This window comes from Sinomonas sp., from assembly GCF_036848755.1.
Lineage (GTDB): Bacteria > Actinomycetota > Actinomycetes > Actinomycetales > Micrococcaceae > Sinomonas.
This window is the reverse complement of sequence record NZ_DAIUJO010000110.1, coordinates 1-11,791: the sequence shown is the minus strand read 5'-3', so window position 1 is coordinate 11,791 and position 11,791 is coordinate 1. Positions and strand designations below refer to the sequence as shown.

The window sequence follows — 11,791 nt, the reverse complement described above, 5'->3', positions numbered from 1 at the left end:
TAGGGGGTTCCCCGAGCGGGTAGGGGTTCCCCGAGCGGGTAGGGGGTTCCCCGAGCGGGTAGGGGTTCCCCGAGCGGGTAGGGGGTCACCCGAGCGGGTAGGGGGTTCCCCGAGCGGGTAGGGGCCACCCGAGTGGGTAGGGGGTTACCCGAGTGGGCAGCGGTCAGTCCGCGACGTAGAAGAGGCGCTTGTTGACGAACTCGTCCATGCCGAGCGGTCCCAGCTCGCGGCCGAAGCCGGAGCGCTTGACGCCGCCGAACGGGATCTCGGCGCCCTCGCCCGCCGGTGTGTTGACGTTCGCCATGCCGACCTCGAGCCGTTGGGCGACGCGCGCGGCCCGCTCGGGGTCGGAGGAGAAGACGGCGCCGCCGAGCCCGTAGGGGGTGTCGTTGGCGAGCCGCAGGGCTTCGTCGTCGTCCGCGACCTTGTAGACGACGGCGACGGGTCCGAAGAGCTCTTCCCGGTAGGCGCGCATCTCCGGGGTAACGCCGGTGAGGACCGCGGGGGAGAAGTAGGCGGCCTCGCCTGCGGCGAGTTCGCCGCCGGCGTGGAGGGTTGCACCCTTCTCGACGGCGTCGCGGACCTGTTCCGCAAGGGTCTCCGCTGCGGCGCGGGACGAGAGCGGGGCGAAGGTACCCTCCTTGTCGGCGCTCGGGTCACCCGGGGTCAGGCCTTGGGCCCGGGCGGTGAGCTCGGCGACGAAGTCGTCGAAGACGTCGTCCATGACGATCATGCGTTTGTTCGAGTTGCAGGCCTGGCCCGTGTTCTCCATGCGCGTGTCCCACGCGGTGTCGGCTGTGGCCTTGGGGTCGGGGGCGTCGAGGACGACGAAGGGGTCCGAGCCGCCGAGCTCGAGGACGGCCTTCTTGAGGTTCTTCCCGGCGAGTTCGCCGATGATCGCCCCGGCCCGCTCGGAGCCGGTGAGGGATACCCCCTGCACCCGCGGGTCGGCGATGATCGTCGCGATCTGGTCGTGGCTCGCGAAGACGTTCACGTAGGCGCCTTCCGGAATGCCGGCGTCGTGCAGGAGCTGCTCGATTGCGAGGGCGGAGCGGGGGCAGGTCTCGGCGTGCTTGAGGATGATCGTGTTGCCGAGCATGAGGTTGGGGGCCGCGAAGCGGGCGACCTGATAGTACGGGTAGTTCCACGGCATGATCCCGAGGAGCGGACCGATGGGGAGCTTCTGGACGACGGCGCGGCCCCCCGAGAAGGTCTTGATCTCCTGGTCCGCGGCCAGCGACGGGCCCTCCGTGGCGAAGTAGCGGAAGATGTCCGCGGCAAACTCGGCCTCGCCCTTGGCCTGCGAGAGGGGCTTGCCCATCTCGGTCGTGATGATCCTCGCGAGATCATCTGCGCGCTCGGCGAACAGGTCCGCAGCGCGCGCCACTGCCTTGGCCCGGTCCTCGATCGGGACGTCCTTCCAGGCCTGGTACGCGCTCGTGGCTGAGGCGATCGCGGTCTCGACTTCGTCGTCGGTCGCCGTCGGGAACGTCTCGACGAGTTCCCCGGTCGCCGGGTTCAGGACCCGGTAGCCGGGCTCGGCGGCGCTGCTGGTGGTGGTCACGGAGGGCTCCTTCTTCGCGTGGTCGGTTCCCCCTACGCTCTATCACTCTTGGCAACTTCTGTCACCCATGAGGGGAACGACGGCGGCCGGTCACCTCCCGCGGAAGGCGACCGGCCGCCGTCGTACGTCCCGCCGAAGACTAGGCGAGCACCTGCCGCTTGCTGGATACGACGCCGGTGTTGAAGCCCGCGAGGTGCAGGCCCCCGTGGAAGCGCGCGTGCTCGATCTTGACGCAGCGGTCCATCACGACGTTCATTCCCGCAGCCTCGGCGTCGGCCGCCACGCCCTCGTGCCATGAGCCGAGCTGGAGCCAGATCGTCTTCGCGCCCACGGCCTTGGCCTCCTCGAGGACCCCGGGGAGGTCGTCGTGCTTGCGGAAGACCTCGACGAGATCCGGCGTCTCGGGCAGCGCGTCGAGCGAGGGGTAGACCGGTTGGCCGAGGATCGTCTTCACGACCGGGTTCACGAAGTACACGCGGTACTTCGTCGAGGAGAGCAGGTAGGTCGCGACGAAGTAGCTCGCGCGGCTCGGCTTGTCCGAGGCCCCGACGATCGCGATGACCTTCGTCTCGCGGAGGATCCGGAGGCGCTCCGGGGCGGACGGACCGACCCAGGCGCGCTCGGCGGCGGCGGTCACTTTGTGCCTCCGTTCGAAGCAGCGGCGACCCGCGCGGCGGCGACGCCCGGCACGGTGCAGGCCTCGCCGTCGTACGTCGGGGCGGCGAAGTCGGTCTCGAGTGCCTCGAGCTGCGAAGCCTCGAGCGCCTGGTCCAGGTCCCAGATGATGTCCTCGACGTCCTCGAGCCCAACCGAGAGCCGAATGAGGTCCGCCGGGACGCCCGCCGCGACGAGCTGCTCGGCGGAGAGCTGCTGGTGCGTCGTGGACCCCGGATGCAGGACGAGCGTGCGCGCATCGCCGATGTTGGCCAGATGACTCGCGATCTGGAGCGCCTCGATGAACCGGGCGCCTGCCTCGCGGCCGCCCTTCACACCGAAGCTGAACACGGACCCGACGCCGAGCGGCAGGAGCTCCTTCGCGCGCTCGTGCTGCGGATGCGAGGGCAGCCCGGCGTAGTTCACGTACGTGACGCGGGGATCCGCGGCGAGCCACTCCGCGACGCGCTGGGCGTTCGCGAGGTGGGCGTCCATGCGCTGCGGGAGCGTCTCGACGCCCTGCAGGAGCTGGAACGCCGACTGCGCCGGGAGCGACGGCCCGATGTCGCGCAGCTGCTCCGAGCGGAGCTTGGTGAGGAAGCCGTACTCGCCGAAGTTGCCCCACCACGAGACGTTGCCGTAGCTCGGCACAGGCTCGGTCATGGAGGGGAACTTGCCGTTGCCCCAGTTGAACGTCCCGCTTTCGACGACGACGCCGCCCAGCGTGGTGCCGTGGCCGCCGAGGAATTTCGTGGCCGAGTGGATCACGATGTCCGCGCCGTGCTCGATGGGCCTCAGGAGGTACGGCGGCGTGAGCGTGGAGTCCACGACGAGCGGAATGCCGTGCTCGTGGGCGACGGCGGCGAGGCCCGGGAGGTCGGCGATGTCGCCCGAGGGGTTCGCGACCACCTCGGTGTAGATCGCCTTCGTGGTGTCCCGGAGCGCGGCCTTGAAGTCCGCGGCCTCCGTGCTGTCGACGAATGTCGTGTCGATGCCGAAGCGGCGCAGGGTGACGTCGAGCTGGGTGATCGTGCCGCCGTAGAGCTTCGACGACGCCACGATGTGGTCGCCCGCCTGGGCGAGCGCGGCGAACGTGATGAACTCGGCGGCCATGCCCGACGACGTCGCGACCGCTCCGATGCCGCCCTCGAGGGACGCGATGCGCTCCTCGAACGCCGCGACGGTCGGGTTGCCGATGCGGGAGTAGATGTTGCCGTACTTCTGCAGCGCGAAGAGGTTGGCGGCGTCGTCCGTGTCCTTGAAGACGAACGACGTCGACTGGTAGATCGGGACCGCGCGCGCCCCGTGCTCGGCGTCCGGCGTGCCGCCGGCGTGCAGCGCACGGGTGCGGAAGCCGAACTGGCGCTCAGCCATCAGGAGCCCGCCCCGGCCAAGCCGGCTCCCGCGAAGTTCGTCACAGGGAGCAGGGCGGTGTTGAGCTCGGTGCCGTTCTTGCGGGCGAGGTCCGCCTCGAGCTCGCGCACGATCGGGAGCACGTCGCGGCCGAACGCCTCGACCTCCTCCTGGAAGTGCAGGTAGCCCGTGAGGAACAGGTTCACGCCGATCTTCTTGTACTCGACGATGCGCTCGGCGATCTGCTCGGGCGTGCCGATGAGCTTCGTGCGGAAGCCGTCGTTGTACTGGACGAGGTCCTCGAACGTCGAGTCCTCCCACATGCCCTTGCCGTCCTTGGTGGACTGGCCGGCCTCCTTGACGGCGGCGGCGAAGCCTTCGACTGCCGGGCGGTGTGCCTTCGCGATGATCTCGCGGAGGGTCTCGTGGGCTTCCTTCTCGGTGTCGCGGGCGATGACGAAGCCGTTCAGTCCAAATCGTGGGGCCGGGCGGGGGGAGGAGCCAGGGCGTGCCGGGGCCTTGCGGCCTTCCTCTGCGGCGGCGAGTACGCCTGCGATGTTCTCCTTGAACCCCTCGATATCGCGGCCGTTCGAGAAGTACCAGTCAGCCGTGCGGCCCGCGGCGGCCTGCGCGGCGGTCGAGTTGCCGCCGAAGAAGATCTCGGGATGCGGGCGGCCCTCCACGCTGACCGGGGCCGGATTCATCGTGAAGTCGTTGATGTTGTAGTACTTTCCGGACTGCGAGTAGCCCTGCTCCGTCCAGAGGCCGCGGAGCACGTTGATGAACTCCTCAGTGCGGACGTAGCGCTCGTCATGCTCGAGCCATTCGAGGCCGAAGTTCACGAACTCGTCCTTGAGCCAGCCCGAGACGATGTTGACCGCGGCGCGGCCGCCCGAGATGTGGTCGGCGGTGATGACGAACTTCGCGAGGACTCCCGGGTGCCACATCCCGGGATGGACGGCGGCGATCACCTTGAGTCGCTCGGTCGCGCCGAGGAGCGCGAGGGAGAAGGATGTGGCCTCGTGCTGCTTGTCGGCACCGTAGCTTGCGGCGTACCTGGTCTGGGTGAGGGCGTATTCGAAGCCGGAGTTCTCCGCGATGCGCGCGAGCGTCCGGTTGTATTCGAACTCCCAGTTGGTGCGCTGCTCGATCGTGGAGACCACGAGGCCTCCCGAGACGTTGGGCACCCAGTACGCGAACTTCAGGGGGGTCTCGAAATCGATGACGTGATCGGACACGGCTGCGCTCCTTTAATCGGGCGCGACGAGAGCGGGGACACTCACCATCGCTTCTGGCAGTAGCACCTTTGGCGCCGCCGAATCGGTTTCGGCGGTGACCATGGTTGCTGCGGCGTCACGGATCCAGATCTCTCAGCCGCTCGGGATGGGTCACATCGATTCTGCGGTGAGCCCTGTAACCAGGCAAATTATTTCGTCACACTCGGTCCGGAGTTGAGTTTTCCGAACAGCGTTCGGCAAGAGGCCCTGGACTCGCGCCTTGAAACTTGAGCCGTCACCTCCGCCGGGTTGGCTTTGGGCTTGAGCCGTCACCTCCGCAGGGTCGGTTGGCCGCGCGCGTGCCTTTCCGACCGGCTCGGCCCCTCGAAGAGAGCCTGGGCGGCGCGTCGTCGGGCGCCACGCCGAGGGGGCTTGAGTCGTGGTGGGAATCGGGCGGCGACGGCCGACGACGGGGGTCCCGCCGGGATGGGCCGGCGGGCAACCCCTTGCACTATGCAATACTTGTCGTATGACAAATCCTCTCGACGCCCAAGTCGACGCACTCCAGCGCGCGACCCGCGATCTGCTCGCCGTCGCCATGCGCAGCGTCGACGAGGTCACGGAACTCTCGCTCCCGCAGATGCGGATGCTGTTCGCCCTCCACGACCACGGAACCGTGCCGAGCGGCGCGCTCGCACACATCCTCGAGGTCTCCGGCTCCTCGGTCACTCGGCTCGCGGACCGGCTGTGCGCGGGAGGGTACGTCGAGCGCGCCCACTCGCCTGAGAACCGCAGCCTCGTGCTGCTCTCGCTCACGGATGCCGGGTCCGGTGCGATCGAGGCCGTCCTCCGCCGCCGGGACGAGGAGTTCCGCGAGGCCTTGGCCCACCTCGAACCGGAGCAGCGCGAGCAGCTCGCCGCGGGCCTCGGGGCGCTCCGCGAACACCTCTCTGCGACTTCGCTCAGCCGGGCGGTCGTCGCATGAGGACGCACCGCGGCCACGAGCTGAGCGACTTCTCCGTCGATCGGCGGATGATCCTCGTGGCGGCCCTCGCGATCCCGGTCGGCGCATTCGGCGCGTTCGCCGCGTGGGCGCTGCTGCGCCTCATCGGCCTCGCCACGAACCTCTTCTTCTACGGGCGCCTCTCCACGAGCCTCGTTGCCGTCGGAAGCGGACATCCGTGGTGGCAGGTGCTCCTGCTGCCCGTCGCGGGCGGCCTCGTGATCGGCCTCATGGCGCGCTTCGGCTCGGAGAAGATCCGCGGTCACGGGATGCCGGAGGCCATCGAGTCCATCCTCATCGGAGGCAGCCGCGTCGATCCCAAGGTCGCAGTCCTCAAGCCGATCTCGGCTGCCATCAGCATCGGCTCGGGAGGACCGTTCGGCGCCGAGGGGCCCATCATCATGACGGGCGGGGCCATCGGCTCGATCCTCGCCCAGCACCTCCACCTCACCGCGGACGAGCGCAAGACCCTCCTCGTCGCCGGAGCCGCCTCCGGGATGGCGGCAACGTTCAACTCGCCCCTCGCGGCCGTGCTCCTCGCGGTCGAACTCCTGCTCTTCGAGTGGCGCCCGCGCAGCTTCATTCCCGTTGCAGCGGGCGTCGCCGTCTCGACCGTCGTGCGCAGCGTCCTCCTCGGCGGTGCCCCGATCTTCCCCGTCTCGACCACCGGCCTGCACCTGACGCCCGGCATCGAGGCGCTCGCCGGCGTCGTCGGCATCAGCGGTGCGATGGTCGCGGCGGGCGCGACCTGGCTCGTCTACCGGGCCGAAGACGCCTTCTCCAGGCTGCCGATCCACTGGATGTGGTGGCCCGCCATCGGCGGCCTCCTCATCGGCGCTGGCGGCCTCGTCGAGCCGCGTGCCCTCGGCGTGGGCTACGACGTCATCGACCAGCTCCTCACGGGCCGGGCGACGACGGGCCTCATCGTCGGCATCCTCGTCGTCAAGACCCTCATCTGGTCGCTCTCCCTGGGCAGCGGCACGTCCGGCGGCGTGCTCGCGCCGATCTTCATGATCGGGGGCGCCCTGGGCGCCGCAGCCGGGCTCGTCCTCCCGAGCGTCATCCCGGGGTTCTGGGCGCTGCTCGGGCTGACTGCGGTAGTCGGCGGCGTCATGCGCTCACCGCTCACCGGCGTCGTCTTCACGCTCGAGCTGACCCACGCGTGGGATGCCGCGCTCCCGCTGCTCATCGCCTCGGTCGTCGCCTACGGCGCGTCGGTGCTGCTCCTGCGGCGCTCCGTCCTGACGGAGAAGATCGCCCGCCGTGGGCTCCATCTGACCCGCGACTACACGACCGACCCGCTCGAGACGTTCTTCTGCGAGGACATCATGCGCGCCCCTGCCACGCACCTCCCCGAGGCCGCGCCCGTCCTCCATCCGCGGGATACCGTGCGGCACGCCGCGTACGTCCTCGCGAGCTCCGGCGCCTCCGCCGCCGCCGTCGTGGACGACGGCGGGGCGTACCTTGGGCTGATCGGTCCCGCCGACCTGCTGGCCGCCAGGCTGCACGACCTCACGGAGGCGACCGACCGCGACCGCCCGCTCCGTTACCTCGCACGCAGGGGCACCCGCGGCACGCCTTCGCGGCTTCACGCCCGGGTGAGCAGCTCTTCGCCGACCCTTCCCCGCTGATAGAACACTTCGCGTCCTGCTCGTACTGGCTCCGTGAGGCCCGACTCGGCGAGGATCCTGAGATGGCTGCTGACGGTTCCGGCGGCGAGGTCGAGCGCGCAGGCGAGCTGCGTCGTCGTCATCGGAACGTCGAGCTGCGCGAGGATCTGGGCGCGCGTGCGCCCGAGGAGCCGGGAGATGGGGCTCTCGCCCGTCTCGCGGACCCGCTCCCACAGGCGGCCGACGCCGCGCGGCGCGTACGTGAGGGTGGGCACGAAGGGCGCGGTGTTGAGCACGAGCGTGTTGGGCCACACGAACGCGTTCGGCACGAGGATGAGCCCGCGCCCCGGGGTGGGGAGGTCGGTTGCGTCGCAGCCGCGCGTGATCTCGAGTCCCTCGGGGACGGGACGGACGCTCGGGTGCAGCGTCTTGAAGACCTCCTGGATGCCGTGGTGGGCCAGTTCCTCGAGCCTCGAGTCGATGTCCGCGAGCAGTACCGAGCGCAGGCGCGGCCAGTAGGGCTCGACGGCGGTGGCCCAGTACCACTCGAGGGCGGCAGTCACGCGGGCGACGCCGCGCGGGACGTCATCACGGAATTCGTCGATGATGCGGCGCGAGTAGTCCGCGAGCCCGCGATGCCCGAGGTACCCGAGGTCGCGGAGCCAGAGCTCGGGCGGTACGCCCACGAAGGCCTCGAGCGTCTCGGCGAACGAGTCTTGGCGGTCCGGGGTCGGAGTCAGCGCGTCCGGGATCGGGCCGGTCGCCTGCACGAGCGTCGTGAGGAGCCGGAGATGCTCCTTCGCCTTCCGCTCCGGCGCGTCGGCGAGCCGCTTCTTGGCCTCTTCGATCCACGGCCGGTGAAGAGCTGTGCCCTGCTGGAGCGCGCGAAGGCTCGTGACCGTCTCCCACATGGGCGAGGCCTCGAAGCGGACCCGGGTGAGGTCCTCGCTCGTGAGTCGGATCAGCATGGAATCAGCGTAAGAATCCGCTGGCTTGAGGTCGAGGATTCGGGCTGCGCCGAATCGTTTCGCCTTCAGGCGTGACCTCGCAGACTGCTGGCATGAGCACGAACACTTGCACCGCACCCGCCCTCCTGGCACCCTCGGCCGCCGCCGCGCGCTCAGGCGCCGCCCCCCGCACAGCCACCGCGCGCTCAGGCGCCCCGTTCGGCACCCTCTCCCGCGGACTCGCCCGCGCCCTGGCCTGGCTGCGCGAATCGTTCGAGGCGGCAGGCGCAATCGACGCCCGGCTCCGGGAGCGGCGGGACGAGGATTCGATCCGCCTCGGCCGGTCCGGAGGCGCTCCGCTCCGGCTGTTCTGATCGGCTCCTTGACCGGCCCGGGAAGCCGCCCCACGCTGGTCCGCATGGACACTGTCGAGGTCGCCGGCCTGCGCATCGCCTATCAGAGGGCGGGCAGCGGCCCTCCCCTCGTCCTCCTGCACGGCGCCTATGAGGACAGCCGGGTCTGGGAGCGGCAGCTCCAGGACCTCTCCGACGAGTTCACCGTCGTCGCGTGGGATACGCCCGGGTGCGGGGGCTCGGATGACCTCGCCGAGGGCGCGGGCTCGCTCGGCGAGATCCTCGCGGGATTCCTCAGGGAACTCGGCCTCGCGGACGGCGTGCGGAAGCCCCACGTGCTGGGGCTTTCCTTCGGCTCGGGAGTCGCACTCGACCTCTGGAAGACCCACCCCGAGGTCCCGGCTACCCTCATCCTCGCCTCCGCCTACGCCGGATGGGCGGGCTCGCTTCCGCCCGAGGAAGCGGACCGGCGGTATCGCCAGGCGAGCGCGGAATTGGACAAGTCGCCCTCCGAGATCATCCCCGCGTGGCTGCCGACGCTCCTGTCCGAGCAGGCAACCGAGGAGATGAAGTCCCGGGTGGCGCGCCTCTTCGAGGACTTCCGGCCCACCGGTATGCGGGCGCTTCTCGCAGCCTCAGGGCGCGTCGACTACCGCCCTGTGCTTCCGACCATCACCGTCCCGACCCTCCTCCTGTACGGGGCCCTCGACGTTCGCTCGCCCCGCGCCGTGGCCGATGAGCTGCACCGCCAGATCCCCGGATCGGAACTCTTCTTCCTCCCCGACGTCGGCCATCTGAGCTTCGTCGAGGCGCCGGAGGCGTTCGACGCCGAGGTGCGGCGCTGGGTGCGCGCGCACGGATAGGGTCAGCGTTCCGCGAGCACCTTCTCGATCTCGGCGATGCACGGCTCGTTCTGCAGGCTTGTCGTGTCGCCGAGAGGGCTCCCCTCGAAGAGCTGGGTGAGCAGCCGGCGCATGATCTTGCCCGAGCGCGTCTTGGGTACGTCCGGAACGACGACGACGTCGCGAGGCTTGGCAATCGGGCCGATCTGCTTCGCGACGTGGGCTCGCAGGGCGTCGGCGACCCGCGCGCCGTCGAAGGCTGCCCCGCCGCCCGCCTCCCGGGCGGCGCGCGCCGCGGCGTCGGACGTCAGCACCACGAACGCTGCGATCGCGTGCCCAGTCGTCCGGTCGGCGACAGGGCACACCCCCGCCTCGACCACGGCCGGGTGGGAGACGAGCGCGGATTCGATCTCGATCGTGGACAGGCGGTGCCCCGACACGTTGAGCACATCGTCGGTGCGACCGAGGATCCAGGTGTCGCCGTCGTCGTCGAACTTCGCGCCGTCTCCCGCGAGGAACCACCCTTGCGCCGCATACTTGCGCCAGTACGAGTCGAGGTAGCGGCGCGGGTCGCCCCAGACGGTCCGCGCCATCGCGGGACCGCTCGCGGTGACCACGATGCTGCCCTGGACGCCCGGCGCGACGCGCTCGCCGTCGTCGTCCACGATGTCCGTGGCGAGCCCCGGGAGAGCCCTTGTGGCACAGCCGGGCTTGAACGACGTGTCGGTGGCCCGCGGTGATAGCACAGTTGCGCCGGTCTCGGACTGCCACCATGTGTCCACCACGGGGACGCCGCCGGGGACATCGCCGCCCGAGTCGCGCCCGAGGTTCGAGCGCAGCCAGCGCCACGCCTCGGGATTCACCGCCTCGCCCACCGTTCCGAGGAGGCGGATGGAGGAGAGGTCGTAGCCGGCAGGGGCGCCGTCGGGGAACCAGCCCATGAGCGAGCGCACGAGCGTGGGCGCCGTGTAGTAGCTCGTGACGCCGTAGCGCTCGATGATCTCGAAGTGGCGCCCCGGGTGCGGCGTGTTGGGGGTGCCCTCGAAGATGACCTGGGTGACCCCGTTCGAGAGCGGCCCGTACATCTCGTACGTGTGGGCCGTGACCCACGCGAGGTCGGCGGTGCACCAGTGCACGTCCGCGTCGCGGAGGGCCGGCTCAGGGTTCGAGAAGAGGAATTCGTGGCTCCATGAGGCCTGGGTGAGGTAGCCGCCCGTTGTGTGGACGAGGCCCTTCGGCTTCCCGGTGGTGCCCGACGTGTACATGATGAAGAGCGGCGTCTCGGCGTCGAACGCCTCAGCCTTGTGCACCACAGGCTGCGAGTCGACGAGTTCGTGCCACCACACGTCGCGCCCAGGGGTCCACGCGATCTCGGAAGCGGTCCGGCGGATCACCAGGACGTGCTCGATCGCGTTGTCGCCCGACGCAGCGCCGCCACGGACCGCGGCGTCCGCATTCTCCTTCACCGGCACGGCCTCCCCGCGCCGGAACTGGCCGTCGGTCGTCACGAGGAGCTTCGCACCCGTGTCCTCGACCCGGAAGCGCAGAGCCTCCGCCGAGAAGCCGCCGAACACGAGGGAATGCACCGCCCCGATGCGCGCGCATGCCAGCGTGATCACCACCGTTTCGACGAGCACCGGGAGATAGACGACGACGCGGTCCCCCTTCCGCACCCCCAGCGCCTCGAGGGCGTGCGCGGCCTGCGCGACGCGCCGCTGGAGGTCGGCGTACGTGACGGCGACGCGGTCGCCGCGCTCGCCCTCGAAGTGCAGGGCGACCTTCCCGCCCCGCCCCGCCTCGACGTGCCGGTCGACGCAGTTCACCGCCGCATTGAGCCTGCCGCCCGCGAACCATCGGATCTCGGGGGGAGTGTTGGCCTCGAGGTCAGCCGGGGACCAGGAGTGCGCCGTGTGCCACGGCTCCTCCCAGTCGAGCCGCCGCGCGGCGTCCTCCCAGAAGGCAATGCGTTCGGGGGTGGCAGCGGTCATGGCAGAGCTCCTTGAAGGGTGGCGGTGTCTCCACTAAACGCCCGCCTCAGTCCAGCGGCCAAAGACTGAGGCGCAACAGAACGTCACGCAGAGTCACGAGTGGACGACCACTGCCTTGTGTGTCCGTGTTACGGACGCGCTTTACCGAGCAAAGAAGCGTTCCGTACGCTGAATAACAGGATCAAGAGTCCCGGCGCGAAGCTCTGGCTGGCCGGGCGGCAACCCTCTCCCGTAGTGGGGTGCCCCAGATGAGGATCCGG

The 11,791-nt window shown here is 69.9% G+C and carries 10 protein-coding genes and 1 riboswitch; of the genes, 4 read left to right on the top strand and 6 right to left on the bottom strand.

Features of this window, described 5'->3' with window-relative positions; translation table 11 throughout:
• Positions 1-163: 163 nt before the first annotated feature.
• The 4 genes from V7053_RS15230 to sfnG form a co-directional block, all read right to left on the bottom strand.
• Positions 164-1,564, bottom strand: a complete 1,401-nt coding sequence (locus V7053_RS15230; RefSeq protein WP_334173118.1) for an NAD-dependent succinate-semialdehyde dehydrogenase — start codon at positions 1,562-1,564, stop codon at positions 164-166.
• Positions 1,565-1,703: 139 nt separating this feature from the next.
• On the bottom strand, positions 1,704-2,201 hold the full coding sequence (locus V7053_RS15225) for a CoA-binding protein (RefSeq protein ID WP_334173117.1): 498 nt from the start codon (positions 2,199-2,201) through the stop codon (positions 1,704-1,706).
• Positions 2,198-3,592: an O-acetylhomoserine aminocarboxypropyltransferase/cysteine synthase family protein gene (locus V7053_RS15220; RefSeq protein WP_334173116.1), complete on the bottom strand. Its 1,395-nt coding sequence runs from the start codon at positions 3,590-3,592 to the stop codon at positions 2,198-2,200. Before V7053_RS15220 ends, V7053_RS15225 begins: the two co-directional genes overlap by 4 nt.
• Complete coding sequence (gene sfnG / locus V7053_RS15215) at positions 3,592-4,809, bottom strand: dimethylsulfone monooxygenase SfnG (RefSeq protein WP_334173115.1); 1,218 nt, start codon at positions 4,807-4,809, stop codon at positions 3,592-3,594. Before sfnG ends, V7053_RS15220 begins: the two co-directional genes overlap by 1 nt.
• Positions 4,810-5,317: 508 nt before the next feature.
• Here sfnG and V7053_RS15210 point away from each other — a divergent pair.
• Positions 5,318-5,773 (top strand): MarR family winged helix-turn-helix transcriptional regulator, encoded by a 456-nt coding sequence (locus V7053_RS15210; protein ID WP_334173114.1) that lies wholly within the window; start codon positions 5,318-5,320, stop codon positions 5,771-5,773.
• Complete coding sequence (locus V7053_RS15205) at positions 5,770-7,422, top strand: chloride channel protein (RefSeq protein ID WP_334173113.1); 1,653 nt, start codon at positions 5,770-5,772, stop codon at positions 7,420-7,422. The genes V7053_RS15210 and V7053_RS15205 overlap by 4 nt, the downstream gene beginning before the upstream one ends.
• Here V7053_RS15205 and V7053_RS15200 read toward each other — a convergent pair.
• On the bottom strand, positions 7,380-8,369 hold the full coding sequence (locus V7053_RS15200; RefSeq protein WP_334173112.1) for an ArsR/SmtB family transcription factor: 990 nt from the start codon (positions 8,367-8,369) through the stop codon (positions 7,380-7,382). The genes V7053_RS15205 and V7053_RS15200 overlap by 43 nt on opposite strands.
• Before the next feature lie 92 nt (positions 8,370-8,461).
• On the opposite strand from V7053_RS15200, the gene V7053_RS15195 reads away from it, so the two are divergent.
• Positions 8,462-8,722: a hypothetical protein gene (locus V7053_RS15195; protein ID WP_334173111.1), complete on the top strand. Its 261-nt coding sequence runs from the start codon at positions 8,462-8,464 to the stop codon at positions 8,720-8,722.
• Between the two features lie 44 nt (positions 8,723-8,766).
• Positions 8,767-9,564, top strand: a complete 798-nt coding sequence (locus V7053_RS15190) for an alpha/beta fold hydrolase (protein WP_334173110.1) — start codon at positions 8,767-8,769, stop codon at positions 9,562-9,564.
• Between the two features lie 2 nt (positions 9,565-9,566).
• Here the strand turns inward: V7053_RS15190 and acs are convergent, their stop codons facing one another.
• Entirely contained in the window at positions 9,567-11,531 is a 1,965-nt protein-coding gene (acs, locus tag V7053_RS15185) for an acetate--CoA ligase (RefSeq protein WP_334173109.1), read from the bottom strand.
• Positions 11,532-11,710: 179 nt separating this feature from the next.
• Positions 11,711-11,791: riboswitch (SAM riboswitch) on the top strand. This riboswitch is flagged as partial in the annotation.